This window comes from Paenisporosarcina sp. P4_D4 (genome assembly GCF_056401835.1).
This window is the reverse complement of the sequence record NZ_JBFUIO010000009.1, coordinates 18,456-37,333: the sequence shown is the minus strand read 5'-3', so window position 1 is coordinate 37,333 and position 18,878 is coordinate 18,456. Positions and strand designations below refer to the sequence as shown.

Annotated in this window: 22 protein-coding genes; 5 read left to right on the top strand and 17 right to left on the bottom strand. The window is 39.8% G+C overall.

The window, feature by feature from the left end; all coding sequences use genetic code 11:
* Nucleotides 1–46 precede the first annotated feature (46 nt).
* The 11 genes from mraZ to AC1DSL_RS04420 all read right to left on the bottom strand — a co-directional run bounded on the left by mraZ (nt 47) and on the right by AC1DSL_RS04420 (nt 9,616).
* Nucleotides 47–478, bottom strand: a complete 432-nt coding sequence (gene mraZ / locus AC1DSL_RS04470; protein ID WP_036659407.1) for a division/cell wall cluster transcriptional repressor MraZ — start codon at nt 476–478, stop codon at nt 47–49.
* Nucleotides 479–971: 493 nt separating this feature from the next.
* On the bottom strand, nt 972–2,594 hold the full coding sequence (gene bshC / locus AC1DSL_RS04465; RefSeq protein WP_477531317.1) for a bacillithiol biosynthesis cysteine-adding enzyme BshC: 1,623 nt from the start codon (nt 2,592–2,594) through the stop codon (nt 972–974).
* Nucleotides 2,595–2,676: 82 nt separating this feature from the next.
* Entirely contained in the window at nt 2,677–3,066 is a 390-nt protein-coding gene (locus tag AC1DSL_RS04460; protein WP_477531316.1) for a DUF3397 domain-containing protein, read from the bottom strand.
* Entirely contained in the window at nt 3,059–3,955 is an 897-nt protein-coding gene (locus AC1DSL_RS04455; RefSeq protein WP_477531338.1) for a 2-dehydropantoate 2-reductase, read from the bottom strand. The genes AC1DSL_RS04460 and AC1DSL_RS04455 overlap by 8 nt, the downstream gene beginning before the upstream one ends.
* A gap of 119 nt (nt 3,956–4,074) precedes the next feature.
* The gene (locus AC1DSL_RS04450) at nt 4,075–5,616 is read right to left on the bottom strand and encodes an acyl-CoA carboxylase subunit beta (protein ID WP_477531315.1); all 1,542 of its coding nucleotides are present in this window, start codon (nt 5,614–5,616) and stop codon (nt 4,075–4,077) included.
* A gap of 45 nt (nt 5,617–5,661) precedes the next feature.
* On the bottom strand, nt 5,662–5,874 hold the full coding sequence (locus AC1DSL_RS04445; RefSeq protein ID WP_477531314.1) for an acetyl-CoA carboxylase biotin carboxyl carrier protein subunit: 213 nt from the start codon (nt 5,872–5,874) through the stop codon (nt 5,662–5,664).
* Nucleotide 5,875: 1 nt separating this feature from the next.
* Nucleotides 5,876–7,231 (bottom strand): acetyl-CoA carboxylase biotin carboxylase subunit, encoded by a 1,356-nt coding sequence (locus AC1DSL_RS04440; protein ID WP_477531313.1) that lies wholly within the window; start codon nt 7,229–7,231, stop codon nt 5,876–5,878.
* A gap of 171 nt (nt 7,232–7,402) precedes the next feature.
* Entirely contained in the window at nt 7,403–7,783 is a 381-nt protein-coding gene (locus AC1DSL_RS04435; RefSeq protein WP_016427785.1) for an RsfA family transcription factor, read from the bottom strand.
* 261 nt (nt 7,784–8,044) lie between these two features.
* A complete protein-coding gene (locus tag AC1DSL_RS04430) occupies nt 8,045–8,806 on the bottom strand; it encodes an enoyl-CoA hydratase/isomerase family protein (RefSeq protein WP_016427786.1) in 762 nt (253 codons plus the stop codon).
* Nucleotides 8,807–8,887: 81 nt separating this feature from the next.
* On the bottom strand, nt 8,888–9,061 hold the full coding sequence (rpmF, locus tag AC1DSL_RS04425) for a 50S ribosomal protein L32 (protein WP_016427787.1): 174 nt from the start codon (nt 9,059–9,061) through the stop codon (nt 8,888–8,890).
* 24 nt (nt 9,062–9,085) lie between these two features.
* Entirely contained in the window at nt 9,086–9,616 is a 531-nt protein-coding gene (locus AC1DSL_RS04420) for a YceD family protein (protein WP_016427788.1), read from the bottom strand.
* Between the two features lie 127 nt (nt 9,617–9,743).
* Here AC1DSL_RS04420 and AC1DSL_RS04415 point away from each other — a divergent pair, with 127 nt between their 5' ends.
* Nucleotides 9,744–10,955 carry a nucleotidyltransferase gene (locus AC1DSL_RS04415; protein WP_016427789.1) on the top strand — a complete coding sequence of 404 codons (1,212 nt, stop codon included), beginning with the start codon at nt 9,744–9,746 and terminating at the stop codon, nt 10,953–10,955.
* Between the two features lie 199 nt (nt 10,956–11,154).
* Here the strand turns inward: AC1DSL_RS04415 and AC1DSL_RS04410 are convergent, their stop codons facing one another.
* Nucleotides 11,155–12,204 (bottom strand): SepM family pheromone-processing serine protease, encoded by a 1,050-nt coding sequence (locus tag AC1DSL_RS04410; RefSeq protein WP_477531312.1) that lies wholly within the window; start codon nt 12,202–12,204, stop codon nt 11,155–11,157.
* 100 nt (nt 12,205–12,304) lie between these two features.
* Here AC1DSL_RS04410 and AC1DSL_RS04405 point away from each other — a divergent pair, with 100 nt between their 5' ends.
* A complete protein-coding gene (locus tag AC1DSL_RS04405) occupies nt 12,305–13,195 on the top strand; it encodes a hypothetical protein (protein ID WP_016427791.1) in 891 nt (296 codons plus the stop codon).
* Between the two features lie 115 nt (nt 13,196–13,310).
* Here the strand turns inward: AC1DSL_RS04405 and coaD are convergent, their stop codons facing one another.
* Nucleotides 13,311–13,796 (bottom strand): pantetheine-phosphate adenylyltransferase, encoded by a 486-nt coding sequence (gene coaD, locus AC1DSL_RS04400; RefSeq protein WP_016427792.1) that lies wholly within the window; start codon nt 13,794–13,796, stop codon nt 13,311–13,313.
* Nucleotides 13,789–14,358, bottom strand: coding sequence for a 16S rRNA (guanine(966)-N(2))-methyltransferase RsmD (gene rsmD, locus AC1DSL_RS04395; protein WP_016427793.1), 570 nt, complete (start codon nt 14,356–14,358; stop codon nt 13,789–13,791). Before rsmD ends, coaD begins: the two co-directional genes overlap by 8 nt.
* A 117-nt stretch (nt 14,359–14,475) precedes the next feature.
* Between rsmD and AC1DSL_RS04390 the strand changes: the two genes are divergently transcribed.
* Complete coding sequence (locus AC1DSL_RS04390) at nt 14,476–14,865, top strand: DUF7147 family protein (RefSeq protein ID WP_016427794.1); 390 nt, start codon at nt 14,476–14,478, stop codon at nt 14,863–14,865.
* A 1-nt stretch (nt 14,866) separates the two neighbouring features.
* On the opposite strand, the gene AC1DSL_RS04385 is transcribed toward AC1DSL_RS04390, so the two are convergent.
* Entirely contained in the window at nt 14,867–15,139 is a 273-nt protein-coding gene (locus tag AC1DSL_RS04385) for a YlbG family protein (RefSeq protein ID WP_016427795.1), read from the bottom strand.
* A gap of 130 nt (nt 15,140–15,269) precedes the next feature.
* Between AC1DSL_RS04385 and AC1DSL_RS04380 the strand changes: the two genes are divergently transcribed.
* Complete coding sequence (locus AC1DSL_RS04380; protein WP_016427796.1) at nt 15,270–16,178, top strand: glycerophosphodiester phosphodiesterase family protein; 909 nt, start codon at nt 15,270–15,272, stop codon at nt 16,176–16,178.
* A gap of 121 nt (nt 16,179–16,299) precedes the next feature.
* On the opposite strand, the gene AC1DSL_RS04375 is transcribed toward AC1DSL_RS04380, so the two are convergent.
* Complete coding sequence (locus AC1DSL_RS04375; RefSeq protein WP_016427797.1) at nt 16,300–16,752, bottom strand: YlbF/YmcA family competence regulator; 453 nt, start codon at nt 16,750–16,752, stop codon at nt 16,300–16,302.
* An 87-nt stretch (nt 16,753–16,839) separates the two neighbouring features.
* Here AC1DSL_RS04375 and AC1DSL_RS04370 point away from each other — a divergent pair, with 87 nt between their 5' ends.
* Entirely contained in the window at nt 16,840–17,328 is a 489-nt protein-coding gene (locus AC1DSL_RS04370; RefSeq protein WP_477531311.1) for a PaaI family thioesterase, read from the top strand.
* Here the strand turns inward: AC1DSL_RS04370 and AC1DSL_RS04365 are convergent.
* Complete coding sequence (locus AC1DSL_RS04365) at nt 17,299–18,774, bottom strand: UDP-N-acetylmuramoyl-L-alanyl-D-glutamate--2,6-diaminopimelate ligase (RefSeq protein ID WP_477531310.1); 1,476 nt, start codon at nt 18,772–18,774, stop codon at nt 17,299–17,301. The two genes, AC1DSL_RS04370 and AC1DSL_RS04365, sit on opposite strands and share 30 nt — an antisense overlap.
* Nucleotides 18,775–18,878: the final 104 nt, after the last annotated feature.

Here is an 18,878-nt window from a genome sequence, read left to right as displayed (position 1 = left end):
GCTTTCGATCGCTGGAGTTGAGCTTACATGGGCATATCTGTTTTCCTTAGATATCAAAGCCAATCATATTTTCAGCTAAATCGTTAAATGAGTCCTCGGATTCATCAAAATAGGATGTCCAAGAATCTTTTGCCCAAATCTCAATTCGATTTGAAACGCCAAGAACGATACATTCTTTTTCCACATTTGCATGGGATAGTAATGTACTTGGTATATTTATGCGACCTTGCTTATCGATTTCAACTTCTGTTGCTCCTGAAAAGAAGAATCGCGTAAAAGCACGGGCATCTTTTTTAGTTACAGGTAACGCCTTTAATTTTTCTTCAAGTTTTCGCCATTCATTCATAGGATAGCCGAATAAGCAGTTATCAAGACCTCTTGTAATTACAAATGTCTCTTCAAGGTGCTCACGAAATTTTGCCGGTATAATAAGACGGCCCTTCGCATCAACACTATGTTGATATTCTCCCATGAACATCCTACTCACCCCACTTATTGTCATTAATGTACCACATCCCCCCACTTTCCTCCACCATTTTTATATTTTTTTTTCATTACACGATGAAATGTGTAAATAGTACTTGCTGAAACAGCCTAAAAGCCTTTTACCCCATAGAAAAAAGCCGTCTCTTTAACCGAGACGGCTTCAGTTTGTTGACAAAAGAATATTAATCAATATAAAAGTATAAAAATTCGCATTCTTATCTATTGCACTCTATCGAAAAAGTTTATGGTCGGCTATTTCTTTCGCTTTCCGCGGACGAAACGCTAGCCTCCTCGGCTCAGCTGTCTATGACAGCTGAGCCTGTGGGGTCTAGCTTATTTCGTTTTTCCGCAGGAGTCTTCAGAAATAGCCGACCATCTTAGTAATGAAATAATATGAAGAGATACGCAAACAKAAGCGAAATCCGTTGATTGGAGTAACAATAATTCTTATACATATCAACATTAATAGTTAACAGACTTAAGAATTAATACGAAATGACTTTATGCTTTCCGTTAAATTCAAACGGTTGAGATAAAAGATCATCAATTAACGTTGGGCCCACTTCATTTAAGAACAATAATGGGCTAAACCAACGTTCCTGTAACTTATATTCCGGGAAAAGAAACCCTTCAATATGATTGTACTTACGAAGCTTCACTTCATGACGCAACAAATTGGCATCTTCTATTTTTCGGCTCAAGTAACTAAATTGGTTGTTATGAATCACCAAATTTTTCTCCGTCAGAACGGAAAGCGAAGTAGATGCTTGTGTTGTGGCTAAATGATTTGTTAGTTTTTCGTAATGCTCAACCAGTGTCTGCTGGATTTCCCGAATTATTTCTTCCGACACATCATCTTTAACATCATCCATAAAGTCCTGTTTATGCACTTGCATTTGTCCATTGAAAACACTTTCCAGTGGTAAATCAAGCTCATTCAAATACTGTTTGGACTTTCTGTCAATAATGGTCATAGATAAGCGAGGCACGATGACAGGTAATTCCATATCAAAATGTTCAAACATGGTCTTGAAAGTTGCCCAATACGCCAGTTCACCAGGGCCACCAATGAATGCTAAGACAGGGAATACCATTTCCTGCATTAACGGACGTGTCACTACATTGTTGCTCAAGCGTTCTGGATAATTTTTTGCAATGTCCAATAATTCATGTTTAGTGTAAGTGAGACCCGCAGCTTCATTTTTAAACGTCCCATCGAAGTGCTTTAATAAAAATCGTTCTCCATTTTCTACGATGAATAAGTTACCACTGTCTACGGAAGCTTGAATAGGTTGACCGTATCCCGCTTGCTGAAAACGATTTTCCTGTTCGACAACAAGTGATGCAATTTCTTGCGCTTGGTCTATCATCTTCTCAAAATAAGGAGATTCATAGCGTCGAAGGGGTTCGAATGCTGCATCAATCAGCAACAAGCCTTCATTGGCAAAAAAGTCATGCATCATTACGGTGAAAAATTGACTATAGGTTGAAGTTTGTTCGGCAACTTTCAAATACTTTTGAAGCAATACTTTCGTATAAGCCGTTTCCGTGAATTGTTTAAAGACGTCACGAATAAAAGACTGTAATTTTCCGGTCTCAAGCATACTCTCAGACGCCATTTGTTTACGATTAGGTCGAACATTATAGGTTTGTTTTTGTAAAGTCCCCCGTAATGGCGTGAAAGTAGAGTTTATTTCGTCTAAGTCATGGTCTTCTCCCGCAATCCAAAAAACAGGTACGACTGGAACACCTAAAGCTTCCCGTTGCTGTTTGGCCAACAGGACAATTGATATCGCTTTATGTACAGAATAAAGTGGTCCAGTAAGTAATCCCGCTTGTTGTCCTCCAATAACGACAAGGGCATTTTCTTCCAACTCTTTCAAATGAAAATCCACTTTTTCGCTATGAGGCAAATTCGCCATATAGTCACGGATTACTTTTGTCAGTTGTGTTCGGTCTATACGGTGCGATTTTAATGTCATTGCACGATCCACAAAAGATGTTTGGTTCGGTAAATAATGAAAATAAGCAGAAAGCTCTTCCTTTTGAGCATAAAAATCAGTCATGAAAGAACTGCTATTCGGTTGATCAATTTGGTCAAATTTCATCGTGGTAACTCCTTTTGTTTCTAAATACAAATCGAGTATAGCATTTGACGGCACGCCTGGAAAAACAAACGACTTATCAGCATTAATTCATGTATTCTATTACTTTTATCACAAGTCCTCCACACCAGATAATAAAATAAGAAAAGCTGAGAACTAAAAACAAAATTCTCCAAATTTTACGGAGCAAGGTCAATAATTCTATTTCCTTCTTCGACTTCCATTCCAGTATTGTCAGCAAGACACTCGTGATTAAGGCCAAACCAACTATAATACCCATCGTTTCTATATGAAACAAAGATTTGAGTGCTACAGGAATTGACATGAACAGAAGAAAGGTTGTTATATCTGCTGCATGGCCAAAAGCTCTAGACATTTTCTTTGTCAATTTCAATGAAATGATATAAACCACAATGAACATGAATAGAGGCATAACGATAAGGAAACTGATCATTGCTTGAATAATATTAGTCATGAGATTGACCAATTTCATCAATCGCCAATACTAAATGGTATAGCGTTCGCAACACCGGCAAATCTCTATCTCTAGTTGCAGCCATTTGAAGTAGTGCCMCTACGATTGGTTCAATTTCAGTTGTTCGATGATTAAGTCGATCTTGTAACATGGAAGAATTATTTTTGGCTGTTTTTATACAAAGTGCTTTTACTTCCTCAAAAGTCAGCAGTTGCGATATCTCTGCAAAAACACTTTCAATTTCATAAAATATTGTTTTCATCAGGAAATAGGCATGAGAGTTTGTAAGCAGTTCACCATTCGTTATTTGTAAAACCGCAGTGATTGGGTTAATACAGGCGTTTAATATTGCTTTGCGTAATACAATTCCATAAGCATCTTCTGCTAGCTCAATGTGAAATAAAGGACTTTCAAATAAGGTAAAGTCCAAATGGTTTGTTTTCTTTATGTATGGAGCAATCTTTGTGACACCGATTCCTTTATGGACGACTATAGACGAATCCTCTTTCATGGCGCCGTGTTCAATGGTCGCTATATAAACCGGGTGATTGTTAAATTGGTTAACCCACTGAAAGTGAGCAAGTCCATTTTGAGTAAATAACAAAGCCGTTGACTCAGGCAAAGACTTCAAATGGGGTTCAATTGAAGATAAATGGTGATATTTAACCGCAATGATCCATAAAGCATCTGTAGGAGCTTGGTTGAACTCTGTACTGGCAAACACTTTTGTATGCACAGTTTCACCATCAGGTTGAATGCGAGTAATTCCTTTGGTACAAAGAGTAACTGCTTGTTCATGAGTTCTTGTTATGTAGGTAATTTCATGTTTTTGTTCACTCAAGTATGAGCCAATCAGCAAACCGATTGCACCCGCTCCAACAATGACCACTTTCAATGCACATTCAACTCCCAAATGAAAAGCGCAATGCGCCATTCTAGCTAGTCTATTTCTATTATCTATCAGAAAAGGCCTACCGACAAACGGCAGACCTTTCGTCTTTCTCATGATTATACTGGATAAACTGGATGTTTACGAGGTGGTTGTGGAATATGTTTCGTACTATAGGCACGGTAACGCATCGCCAGCACTTCACGTAAATTACTAGGCGCCACAATTTCATCAATAATCATTTCTGAAGCTAATTTGTAAATATCAATTTGCTCTTTATATTCCTGATGTTTTTCCTGAACAAATTTCAAACGCTCTTTCGGATCTTCAATGGCTTCTATCTTGTTTGAAAATACAGCATTCACTGCAGCCTCGGGACCCATTACTGCAATTTGAGCAGTTGGCAGTGCTATACACACATCCGGCTCAAATGCAGGGCCTGCCATTGCATAGAGACCAGCTCCATATGCTTTACGAACGATAACAGAAATTTTAGGCACTGTTGCTGAGCTCATGGCCATAATCAGTTTCGCACCATGTCGAATAATGCCTGCACGCTCAACTTTTGTACCAATCATAAATCCTGGTACGTCTGCCAGGAACAACAATGGAATACCAAACGCATCACACAAATTGATGAATTTTGCTGCTTTGTCAGCCGAGTCCACGAATAATACGCCGCCTTTGGCTTTCGGTTGATTAGCGATAATCCCAACGGCTTGACCCTCAATTCGTGCAAGTCCAGTGATGATTTCAGTCGCAAACAATTTCTTGATATCAAATAATGAACCTTCGTCAATTAATTGATCAATCGCTTCGTACATATCAAATGGTGCATTTTGATTTTCAGGGATTATTGCTTCCAGCGTGCGGCCATCTTTTACCGCTTTTGGTTCAACCACTTTTGGCATTTCCGTAAAATTCGCTGGGAAGTATGCTAAATAACGACGAGCTTCAGAAATGGCTTCTTGTTCTGAGGATGCCAAAACGTCTCCGCATCCACTAACTGAACAGTGCATGCGTGCGCCGCCCATTTCCTCCAATGTCACTTTTTCCCCAATTACTTTTTCAGCCATACGCGGCGAACCTAAATACATGGATGCATTTCCTTCAACCATGATGACGATATCGCAAAACGCCGGGATGTACGCACCACCTGCAGCTGATGGACCGAATAGCAAACAAATTTGAGGTACAAAACCAGACATTCGAACTTGATTGTGGAAAATCTTCCCTGCTCCACGACGATTTGGGAACATATCTAGTTGATCAGTAATTCGTGCTCCAGCAGAATCGACCAAATATAGCATCGGTACACGGTTTTTCTCTGCAATTTCCTGAATTCGAATGATTTTCTCAACTGTACGTGATCCCCATGAACCCGCTTTTACTGTCGAATCATTGGCCATTACACAAACTTGCTGACCTCCGACCTTACCTGTCGCCGTTACGACGCCATCTGCAGGCAAGTCACCTGCTTCACAATTTGCAAAGCGACCATCTTCTAAATACTCACCATCATCAAAAAGCAATGCTAAACGATCACGAACAAATAATTTATTTTGCTCTTTCATTTTTTCATGATATTTTGAATGGCCTCCCGCAAAAATACCAGTCAGTTTTTCTTCTAAGCGTTCGTTATAAGTTGTCTTAACCGTCATGTATGTTACCCCCTTTGTTTCAATCCCACTTGCCCCATGTAATTTTTATTCGAATGTTACTAGTACATCGCCTTCATTAACGAAATCGCCGATTTGTGCATCAATTTTCTCAATTTTACCTGCTGTTTCTGCTTCAACCGGAATTTCCATTTTCATTGATTCTAAAATCATAACCGTTTGTCCTGCAGTTACTTCGTCGCCTACTGCTACAGTAATATTGAAAACTGTACCGGCCATTGTTGATTGAATTTGTTTCATGTTATTTTTCCTCCTTTTGTTGTTCAAGCCATTGTGGTAACACCGCTGTTGTATATGTGCCGTTCATAAACGCTTCCGCTCCTAAAAATTCCTGGAACAATGCAACATTCGTTTTTACTCCTTCAATCGTAACCGATGAAAAGAATGTTTGCGCTTTTTTTACTGCCTGGTCACGAGATTCAGATTGAATGATGACTTTAGCAATCATTGGATCGTAAAAAGGAGTTACTGTGTTTCCTTCTTCATAACCTGCATCAATGCGAATGTCTTCTTTAGTTCCCCAATCCAGCTTATTGATTTTTCCTGGTGAAGGGAAGAACGTTTTTGGGTCTTCTGCGTAAATCCGAAATTCTAAAGCATGCCCGGAGGAATGAATGTCTGCTTGATTGGGAATCGGTAAAGCCTCCCCTTGTGCCACTTGCAATTGCCATTCCACTAAATCAAGTCCAGTAACGGCTTCCGTCACCGGATGCTCCACTTGAAGTCGAGTGTTCATTTCCAAGAAGTAGAATTCATTGTTTTCATCCACGATGAATTCCACAGTTCCAGCATTGCGATAATTCACCGCTTTTGCCGCATCAACTGCAGCTTGGAGCAACCGTTCCCGTGCAGGCTGTGGGAAATTCGGTGATGGTGATTCTTCAATTACTTTCTGATTACGTCGTTGTACTGAACAATTGCGTTCAAACAAATGAACAATATTACCATGAGTGTCACCAAAAATCTGCACTTCAATGTGACGCCCGCCGGAAATGTATTTTTCCAAAAAGACCACGTCATCTCCGAAGTAAGCCTTCGCACGAGTTTTCACAGAAACGAAATTCTGACTGAGCGCTTGCTCATCATCACAGCGAATCATGCCAATTCCGCCACCACCACTGCTTGCTTTAAGCATAATCGGATAGCCAATTCTTTGCGCTTCTTCCAACGCCGCTTCCAACGTAAGTACTCCTTCATCCGTCCCTGGTACCACTGGCACTCCTGCAGCTTGCATCGTTTGACGTGAGCCAATTTTATCGCCCATTTTATCGATAGTTTCTGGCTCGGGACCAATGAAAATCATGCCCTCTTCTTCAATCTTCCTTGCAAAACTTGCATTCTCTGAAAGCAGACCATAGCCTGGATGAATGGCGTCAACCCCTTCACGCTTAGCCAAGGCTAAAATATCATCCACTTTCAAGTAAGATTGTTGAACTTGGCTTGGACCTATCAAGAATGCTGAATCAGCTTCTTTTACATAAGGTAATTCCGCGTCCGCTTCTGCATAAATTGCCACTGTTTCAATATGTAACTTCTTACATGTTTCGATAATTCGTCGTGCAATTTCTCCCCTGTTTGCAATTAATATTTTCTTCATATGTTGTCCCCCTATGCTGTTTGAACATGAAACCCCATCTTCAATAGTCTATACGAAAAATGAAAACGATTTCAACCTTTGAATGAAGAAATATTCAAACTAGACAAACAAATTTAAAAAGACCGCCCCTTTAAAGATACAATCTTCAAAGAAACGGTCGATATTTTATTATCAATTCTTTTGACTAATAAATGGACTTTCCAGACAAACACGCTGAATTTGCTGGACGAATGTTTTCAGTTGCGCATGTTCCTTTTGTAGCCTATCATGCGCTTCCAGCAGTTCATCATAACTGGTCATCGCTTGTTTTAAGTGTGTATGCATTGGATGTTGATATTTTTGTTTTGCATGGTTCAAGTCCTGTCCATAAGTATGTCTCAGCGTTTTATTCCACCTGAAGCCGCAAGCCTGTTTCGTACGAGATAGTTTTTCAGCAGCCACTTCAAATGCATGAATTTGCGTGCCTCCGTTTTTAACTATTTCCAAAACAGTGGATGCTAATTTATGGTCATCCTCAGCAGTCCATTGATCTTTTCTTTTAACTTGAGTCATAGATTCTTCACCTCGCGTTTTTTTCTACTATATGCGCAAATAGAAAGAATAGAAGTTGAGGTTTAAAAAGTACAAAAAATGTGTCTTTAAAGTAACTTTGATGATCGCAACGAACCTAGCGTAGCGTTGCAACGCACTTCCATGTTTCAAAGCTAGCGTAGCGATGCAGAAACAGAAACAGGAGCAGGTGTTTGTCGCAGTTTCCCTTACTATCAACACCATCGTATAACAGAGCCTATGTATAAAAATCTAAGTAATACGTTATTTTTTCCGCGATAAGAATTTTTGAACAGCCACGTGATGCTCCTGCGCTTCCCAAAGTAGTGAACAGTTTTTAACTTCTTCATTAATTTGGCTCAGTAGATTTTGACCAATCCATTTACGGATTAACATTTGTTTATAAGCACGGTGAACAGAAGCCTCTACTTTTTTCATCTCGGATAGAAATCTCTCCATAGCTTGTTCCTTATCACCTTCATAAACTTGTGTAGCCCACCCATTAGCAAGTAACACAGCTGCTGAGTAAGGTTTTGATTCACACAGCATATGCATAGCTACATCTTGTCTTGCTAATTTTTCAAATAAATAGGTTCCTCCGCCCCAGCCGCTTGTAATAGCTAGAGAGCCTTGAATAAACCCTGCTTTGGCTTTTGACGAGACTAGCCGGAAATCACATGCGGTAGCAATCTCGCAACCACCTCCTACAGCGTGCCCATTGACAAGTGCTATGACAGGCACAGGAAGAGTGGCAACTCGATAAAGAACATTAGCCATCCGATCAAGCATTGGGAAGGCTTCTTGCGCCGTCTGGAGACCGTGAAAGACGGATAAATCTCCACCAGAACAAAACGCTTCATCCCCTTCACCGGTAATAACAACAAATTGTATAGTTGAATCATTATGTACATTTGAAACTAGTTTCTCAAGACCATCTATGACTTCATGATTGATTGCATTTCGAATTTCAGGGCGTTTAATAGTAAAACGTAGAATATTATCTTCTCGATTAATTGCAAATGTCATGTAAGCTCCTCCTTGAAAATAGAGAAAAAGGCCACCGGAGAGCCATGGTCTCTCTGGTAGCCTTATAGAACAAATACTGAATTATTTGCTCAATACTTCTTTCCCTTTGTATTGTCCGCATGATTTACAAACATGGTGAGCCAATTTTGATTCACCACAGTTTGGGCAAGCTACCATTCCTGGTAGAGATAATTTGAAATGCGTACGACGTTTTCTTTTTACTGTTTTAGAAGTCTTTCTAAACGGTACAGCCATTGGTGGCACCTCCTTACAGATCGTTTATTCGTCTGTTTGATCAAAATACTTTGCTAAATCRGCAAGTCTAGGATCCAATTTTTTATGTTCATTCTCTTCTTTAGCAGACAATTCCTCATCAGTTAAGTATGACCAGCTTTTTCCGCCCGGAATCGGTTGATGCTCTGCATCTTCCTTAAACACTTGTATCGGAATTTCGACAAGAATCAATTCTTCAAATACAGGGTCGACATTAACAACATCGCCTTCTACATAATGAATTTCTCCATCGTCTTCCTTATGTGTTTCCGACCAGCTGAAAATCTCATCTGTTTGAATATCAAACGGATACTCAACATCTTCCCACGTGCGAGCACATGGTAAGGTAAGGGTGCCTGTCAGTTGAAAATGACAAGTCATTTGCGCTGCACCAAATGTGCAGTGCCCTTTTACATGAACGGGTGAAATTTTCCGGATGTCCGGGTTACGTTCCATCACTTCATCCAATTGAATCGTTTCATCAATTGGCATCCCGTCATGGCGATATTTAGATAGTTGATGAATTGCCCATTTCATTCGTTTATCACCTCAAGACAACAAAGTTGATTATATAATGCAGAAAATTGGATGTCAAGATAATTTCTTGTCACTCCTTTTTTTGACCCGTATAATCTAGAGTAAATGATATAAGGGGGTCACAAGCTTGAAAGCAACTGGTGTAGTCGTCGAACATAATCCGTTTCATAACGGACACTTCTATCATATCAAAGAATCTCGCAAGAAGACAGCCGCAGATATTATTATTGCTGTTATGAGCGGGAATTTTTTGCAACGAGGAGAACCTGCCCTGGTGGATAAATGGTCCAGGACAGAAATGGCTCTAAAAGCTGGCGTAGATATCGTAATCGAGCTCCCTTACGTTTTTGCAACTGCACAAGCCAGTGACTTTGCACGTGGTTCAATTACACTGCTGGAAGCCCTTGAATGCGAAGCATTTTGTTTTGGAAGTGAGGAAGGGACAATTGAGCCTTTTACACGCTCATATGATGTCCTTACTACACAACAAGAGGCTTACCAAAATTCGATTAAACAATACATGCAACTTGGATTAAGTTATCCAAAAGCATTAAACGAAGCTTATTCAGACATCACAACACACTTAAACTTGCCATTAGTTGACTTATCAAAACCAAATAATATTCTCGGTTATCACTATATTGAAGCAGCCTGTCAGATGCAGGCACATATCAAGCCTGTAACCATTCAACGAATCGTGGCGAATTATCATGATAATGTTGATCAAGACCAATCCATTGCAAGCGCTACAGGTATCCGTAAGGCTCTATTCGACGATGGCTCGATTGAAGCATTGGGAAAATTCATGCCACACACCTCATTGGAACAACTATTGAAGTGGAAAGACTCTATAGGGGTATTTGGCAGTTGGCAACAGTTCTGGCCCCTTCTACGACATACGATTATCCGTTCATCAACAAAAAACCTTGCTTCATATGCTGAAGTAACAGAAGGTATCGAGCATCTAATTCATGAAGCGGCAAGGGAATGCGAAACATTTGAAGATTTTATGAGCCGGGTAAAATCGAAGCGTTATACGTGGACACGCATACAACGAATGCTTACTCATATTTATACAGGCTTTACGTGGGAATCATTGAAAGAACATCAAAAGCCTACGTATTTACGGGTTCTTGGCATGACTCAAAATGGACAAAAGTATTTGAGTGAAAAGAAAAAGAATCTTTCATTGCCACTCGTCAGTCGAGTTGCTGCAACAAAAGATTCTTTATTGGATTTAGACATTCATGCATCTGATTTATATCAATTGGGATTGCAATCACCAAAAATCAAACAACCGGTTGGAATGGATTATCGCAAACCACCGATTATATTATAGTTTATTAATTTTCATAAACATTCGTAATATATAACCGGGTGCGTTGGACTTTAACCAACTGCACCATAGCCCTACGAAAAAAACTTGGCGAAGTGACTTTGTCACTTTGCCAAGTTTTTAATTGTTCGGTTATGGTATTGCTACGTACAGACTTATAGGACAGTCGGAACCTATTCAACTTCACATTAGTGGAACTAGATTACTTTTTCTGTTCTAGCTTATCTAAATAAGCGAGTGCATCATCAACTGTTTTCACAGGCACGATTTTCATCGTAGAGCCTATTTTTTCTGCTGATTCTTTTGCATCCAAATAATTTGATCTCAGTGTAGGATTATTTTTCAATACTTCCTCTGGTAACTCATCGTCAGGTGCAAAGAAAATCTCGATATCTTCTTTATCGGCAGCAATGACTTTCAAGTCAATTCCACCGATCCGTCCCACCTCACCGTTTTCCTGCATGGTTCCGGTTCCCGCGATTTTATAACCTTTTGTTAGATCCTCATCCAGTAACTGGTTCAAAATTTCCAATGTAAACATTAGTCCTGCAGATGGTCCTCCGATTTCGTCTGCCTTAATATTTACTTTCGGTGTAGTCGTGATTTCTTTATCATCAGTAAAAGTGATTCCTAGACCARCTCGGCTCTCATCAGTAGGAATCGGCTTCAATTCAACTTCAACTGAATCTTTTTCTCCGTCACGTTCAATATGCAGTGTGACAATATCGCCTAATTTTTTCTGTTTTAAATAATCGATAATCCCTTGTTGATTATCACTCTTGACGTCATCGATTTGCAAGATTCGATCTCCAGGACTAAGTAAGCCGTCAGCCGCACCTTTCGGCAAGACATTTAAAACAAAGACACCTTTGGTTGTAATTTCATAAGGTTTACCGGCTTTTTTGAATGCCACTTCTATCGCATTAAATTGTGATTGCGACATAAGATGGAGTTGACGAACATTATATTCTTCGTCATCCTCGTCAGGATTTCTAACTTGATTGGTTTGTAATATCTCTTGTTGGTCGGACACTTTCGCCCATGCATAAGTAAGAGGCGTTGCTTTCGATAAAGCGATGGTCATTAAACTCATCGACCCAGTATCATCCTCATCTCCACTTTCTACATCTACAAGCGGTTCAAGTGGATACGCCCCTCCGGGTTTTGTGATGTAAGCATCGACGGGATAAACTGTCCCGCTTATAAGTAAAATACAAACGATGAAAAAGCCAATTGTACTTTTCTTTGGCATGTACCCTCACCTCCATGATGACAAGCTTTCTTTTTGCATATACATAGTGTAGCACTTTCACTTTACTTCTGACAAAACGGTTGAAACGGGGAAATTTCACATGCTACATAAGACCAATTTATTCATTTGTTGGTTTCTCATGATTTTGTTTATCTTCATGCCTGGGATAGCTCATCAAGGTTCACAGCTCGGACTTCAGGTTTTTCTTAAACGTCTTTTACCATATTTATTACCTTACTTAGTCGTTTCTCAATGGCTACTGTATGAACTCTACAAAAAAAATAAATGGCAATCCCACGTTGGCAACAGCATCAAAGTATATGCGATAGGAGCGTTTGGTGGATTCCCTACCGGTGCGGCAACTATTTCGACCTTGTCGCAGGCAAGCATGATCAGTAAGCGTCATGCAAGTCACTTACTTGGAATTTGCCATGCGCCTAGCCCCATGTTTGTGGTAGGCGTGGTTGGGAGTCAATTTCTGTTATCCGCCAACACAGGTATTCTATTAATGGTACTTTTACATACGATCAATTTGTTATTTTTAGTTTTCCTTCATTTATTCATTCCACTACCAAGCATCTCAAAAAATGATAACATAGCCAAGCCAGTTACTTCCCCTTTAAGCGAAGGGATTCACCAAGCTGCCTCCATTTTGCTTTTGGTAGCTACTACGGTAGTCTTCTTCACTACTATCAGTACAGTTATCAGGGAAATAATGGGGGTCGTGTTCAATGGTATCCCTCATCAGGTAACAGTTTTCATTTATTCACTATTTGAGATGACTGCAGGGCTCGAAGTTGCACATCAATTATTTAATATGGCACCCTTTTTTCCTCTTCTGGCAGTAATCATTCTATCTTTCAATGGTTTAAGCATACATATGCAAATCATGGTGTTGGCGAAATCAGCCAAACTTTCGTTAAAACCTTATGTCGTATATCGACTGATTCATTTTCTTCTATTTGTTGGGTGTTGTTATTTAATACTTTAAAAGAAAGGGCATTGGATGCAGATGCTCAAGAGCTTCTCCTGAAATCTAAGCTTTATTGAAAAAAGGTGCTTGCAACAGGACATATGAAAAGAATCACGCAAAATCATTGCGTGATTCATTCTAATCCAAATTTCATTTTCAAGGCTTCTTCTACAGGTTTAGGTACAAGTTCAGAAATATCGCCACCATATTTCGCCACTTCTTTAACAATGCTCGAACTTAAAAATGAATATTGATTATTCGTCATGATGAAAAATGTTTCGATATTGTCATTTAATACACGGTTCATGGACGTAATCTGCATTTCGTATTCGAAATCGGATACCGCCCTTAATCCACGTACAATGGCATGTGCATTGACACTTTTAGCGTACTCGACAAGTAAGCCAGAAAAAGAATCCACACGGACATTAGGCAAAGTTGCTGTCACTTCACTAATTAATGCCATACGTTCTTCAATCGTAAAAAGTGGTTTTTTAGAGGAGTTATTTAGTACGACCACGTGTATTTCGTCAAATACGGAAGCACCTCGTTTGATGATATCTAAATGACCGAATGTAACAGGATCAAAACTCCCTGGTACGACTGCAATTTTAGTCATGGTGTTCTCCTTCTTCCTGTCGATAAATCGAAATTATGGTACTGCCATAAAGTTCTTGTCTTGTTAGAGTAAATGACCCATATGTATTTGGCAAATCTACACCTTTTTCGTGTTCACACAAAATGATTGCATCATCAGTCAATAAGTTTTTTTCCACAAACTGCTCGATCAATTCATAATACCCAACTTTTTGATAGGGTGGATCTAAAAACAGCAAGTCCACTCGTACTTGTCTTTTCTCCAAAGCTTTAATTGCACGTGTAGCATCTGCTTTGTATACTTCCGAGCGATTATCTAGTTTGCATTTCTTTAGATTCTCATGAATCGTTTGTATAGCACGCGGATCTTTTTCGATAAAAATGCACGTATCTATGCCCCTACTGAGCGATTCGATACCGAGCCCCCCACTTCCTGCGAATAAATCCACAGCAAGCCCTCCTTCAAAGTATGGACCGATCATATTGAAAATTGATTCTTTCACTTTATCAGTTGTTGGTCGTGTACCCGCACCAGGCACCGCTTTTAATGGGAGTCCTTTTTGTTCTCCGGAAATTACTCTCATGACGTTCCTCCTTGTCCGATTCATCGGTTATTGAAAAGCCATTTCTGACTTTATTTTCATATGCTTCATGCTACAAGCCATGATAAGATGGCTATTGAAAGGATGTGTTATTTTCTCATGATTCAACGCTTTATTGAACTAGGAGAAGGTTATAGCGATATTTATGAATGGATTGAATTATTAAAAACCAACGAGCACCGTTTTCATCGTGTATGTATTTTGACATCCGTATCGAAAGACGTCAAAAAATTGAGCATCGCTCTTATATTAAAACCTGTAGATGATAGTAAATTCACGCCGATTTACTTCTGTCGCGAAGGGATTGAATACTCGGAAGAAAAACCGAGCAAACGCATCCAACTAATTGAAAAAACGCTGCAGGAAAGAAATTATTCCCCACACCGTCTCGAAGTTAAGCATTCATCTTATTTTGCTGAGCCCGCTTTGTACCATCAATATTTAATCGGGTTGTTTAGATTGCATCACATTTTGCCGCCTTTAAGCTAAGTTATAAGCCCGTTTTATAGTCATATTCTTTTGCTTTGTCCGGTTTAGAATTTTCATATTCAGTTTTGACAAACGGACGGTAGGAAGGACTGACTTCTTTTACAAACGGGAGTTTTTGTAATTTCGTTGAAATCGCTTCAATTTGATCGAGGTCGCAATACATTACGACATACTTTAATTTTCGGGAAATATATTGAACATGTCCATATTTCCTCAGCGACTTCGCTTGTTTTAAATGATGTACATATACAATTAATCCTTGTCGTTCATTCATGCGAGTTCCCTCTTTTCTTACTTAAAAGAATACCATATGAAAGAAAACGTTCGCAACCGCTTGAAGCTGACAGTTTGCTATACTTTCCTTTATAATGGGGAAAGCAAGTTTGCATGAGGAGGAATTAGACATGGGAAAGAAAACGAAAGTAGCATTCGCAATCGCCGCAGCTGGTGCTGCTGCCTGGGCAGGCTCTAAAGCCATCTCAAAACCTCAAAAACGCCCTGATAAAGAAGCACTTCAATATGAACATCCGATTATCTTAGCTCATCGTGGAGGTTCTCTGATTGCTCCAGAAAACTCCATGATAGCTTTCAAAAAAGCAGCTGAACTTGGAGTTCATGGATTTGAAATCGATATTCGCTTGACAAAAGATGAAGAAATCGTGGTTTTCCATGACGAATATGTAGATCGTACCACTGACGGTGCAGGACGTGTTGCAGATATGACACTTTCTGAACTTAAGGCTTTTGATCTGGGTTATCAGTTTATTAATGAGCAGCAAGAATATGAATATCGTGGACAAGGCTTAACTGCTATCACGCTACGTGAGCTATTTGAAGCATTCCCACAAATGTTGATTAACATCGATATGAAGGATTCTCCTGAAACGTATGAAGGTAGCTTGATTCCTTCAAAATTATGGCGTTTGATAGAAGAACTTGGTGCTCAAAACCGTGTGGTTGTCACGAGCTTCCATGACGAGCAAATCGATCGTTTCAACCTGTATGCTCAAAATTCGGTGGCACTTGGTGCAGGAGAAAACGAAGTGCGTAAAGCGTATTCTGCCTACACAAGTCAGTTCGGACATTTGTATCATCCTCGTGTAGACGTCTTTCAAATTCCAGTGAAATCCGGTGTTTTCCCACTTGATGGAGAAGGTTTTATCAACTTCCTGAGCAAACTGAATGTTCCCGTTCACTACTGGACAATCAATGATCCTCAAGTAATGCAGCGTTTGTTGCAATCAGGTGCAAAAGGAATTGTTACAGATCGTCCAGATTTAGCCGTTGCGTTACTGGCAGAACATATTGCATAAGAAAATGTGTATAAGCTAAAACTTTCTTTAAGAATAAGAAAAAGGATGTGCACATTACGCGCACATCCTTTTGTTATGTCCGGCTCAAGAGCAGTTACGCACCCAAGCTACAATCTTTTATTTAAGCTGAACAGCCACAAGAACCACCAGTTCCACAGCTTCCTGTACTACAAGAAGAGGCAGCTGAAGCGAAGAACGGATTGCTGACAGGGACCTTGACAGATTCAGATACAGTTTTTCCTATTAATAAGCTGACTTCATCCAACAAATCTTGCAATTCGTTTTCAGCCAGTCTTAAATTAGCGACACGTTCATTCATATCAAGTGCGCGTTTTTGTACTCGAATAGACTTCATCACGTGCTGATAGTCCGGATGATACTTTCCGAAGCGTTGAACATCTTCATACTGCTCTTTTAAACGAGAAAAAGAAGCAATCTGTCTATTTAATAATTCGTCTGTATAAACGGCGAAATATGCTTCTTTGAAGCGTTCTACTTGCTCGGAGGATAAAATCATCTGTGTTAAACTATCTCCTTCATCCATGATGTTTGCCCATTCTGATGTCATCATCATCGGACATTCCTCCAATCTATTTTAATCATAACAGATTGGACTCATAAAATAAAAGACCTGCATTTGCTAAAAGTTAGGAGAAACAACATGAAAAAATCAGTACGTAATCAACTCGAAAACATATTAATTCATGCATCAACCGAAGATGTCTCTACGTTATCAAAATGGTTGGAAGGCTTTGAGAAGAAACAAAGTGGTGATCTTTCCACTTATTTAGGCGCTACTTTGCATATGGAGAAGAAATTAAGCGATGATTCTTGCACGATATCCATCCCAATAACTCCTTATATTCATAACACTCTTCATATCCCTCACGGTGGTATTCTGGCCGTTATGCTTGATACCGCGATGGGTGTCCTCGCAAATCATTCACTATCTGAAGAATTTGCCGCTGTAACCATGAACTTATCCATTAACTATTTGGCGACGGCCACGGAAGGTCATTTACATGCACATGCTACTTTTTCACATAAAGGACGCCAGACGATGGTGGTTACCGGTGAAATTACGGACGACAATGGCAAGAAGCTTGCGGTTGGCAATGGATCATTTTTCGTGGTTCCCCGCCATCGGTAACGTCGATAATATTAGCAGAACGGTTTGTTCGTCTGAAAAAGGGATAACTTGATCGCCAATATGTTGAGTGGACTCATGACCCTTCCCTGCTATACAGAGTAAATCTCCAGGTTTGCAATACCGAAGCGCTTGTTGAATCGCAGTTGCTCGATCGACTTCGATATGGATCTTGGAAGTCTCCGGCAAATTTCCAACGATTTGCTGGCAGATTTTCAGAGGATCCTCTAATCGGGGGTTATCTGATGTCACCCACATGCTATGTGAGTAAAATGCTGCAATCTCTCCCATAGCACTTCGCTTCGCTTGGTCGCGATTTCCTCCGCATCCGAATACAACAAGTAATCGTCCCTCAGTAATTCTTGATGCTGAAGAAAGTAGATGTTGCAGAGCTTCTGGTGTATGCGCATAATCTATGACTACTTGAAAAGGTTTTTTTAAGATGAATTGAAATCTGCCAGGGGGTAAAGTAATGTTGGGGAGTAGCGGAATAATTGATGACATCGGAATATCCAATTGACGTATAGTCGCAATTGCAGCCGCTATATTTGAGATATTATAGAGTCCTGTAAAACCAACTTCCACGTCATAGCCATCACAATCTCCTTCATCGAATATTGTCACATTCGTTGATACTGGCTTTATTTCTTTCAGCTGGATGTATTCTTCGCCAAACCAATTCAGTTCTTTCGTGCATTCTTTTCCTTTTTCCAACCAAAAAGAATCGTCTTTATTCACAACAACTTTTCGGCTTATATCCATTAATTTGCATTTTGCTTTTTTATAGGACTCAATGCCTTCATGATCTTCAAGATGATCATGTCCTAGATTTAGAAATACCCCTTGTTGGATTGAACAATGGTCCAGCCGGTGCTGTGCTAATCCCATCGATGAAGCTTCAATTATGACATGTGTAATGTTCATTTTTAACAGTCGGGCAAAGGTTTGATGGAGATGTGAAGCAGACCATGTAGTGAGTGATGGAAAATTCTCATCAACTTTTTTTCCATTTATAAAAAGTCCTAATGTACCGATTACTGCTGTTTGGTAGCCAAGCTTCGTGAGCATTTGACCTATCATATGGCTTACCGTTGTCTTACCATTGGTTCCAGTCACCGCCACCACGTGCAATTGTTTTGATGGATTCCCATGAACACGGGCACAAGCATGAGAAAGAAAGGTCCTAGTGTTTGGCACGATGCCAAACGCCACCTCTCTACACATTTTTTCATGTTCTCGATCTTCCGCAATAATACAGACCGCCCCGTTTTCGATTGCCTCATTTATAAAAGTTGCACCATTGGCATTTTTCCCTTTAATAACTACAAAGACATCACCGGCTTGAATTTCCTTGGAATTTTCTTTGACCCCACATATGATTTCATTAAAGGATCCGTGTAACCACGTACACGGCCAGTCTTTTAATAAATCGGCAATGACCAAAGTCATTGTACCCCTCCTACACAAAATGAAATTGACCGAATACATTACAGTCAAGGTACGTTCATCGTATGTAAGCATGCGGGAAAATGTCACTCATGATTAATAAGGAG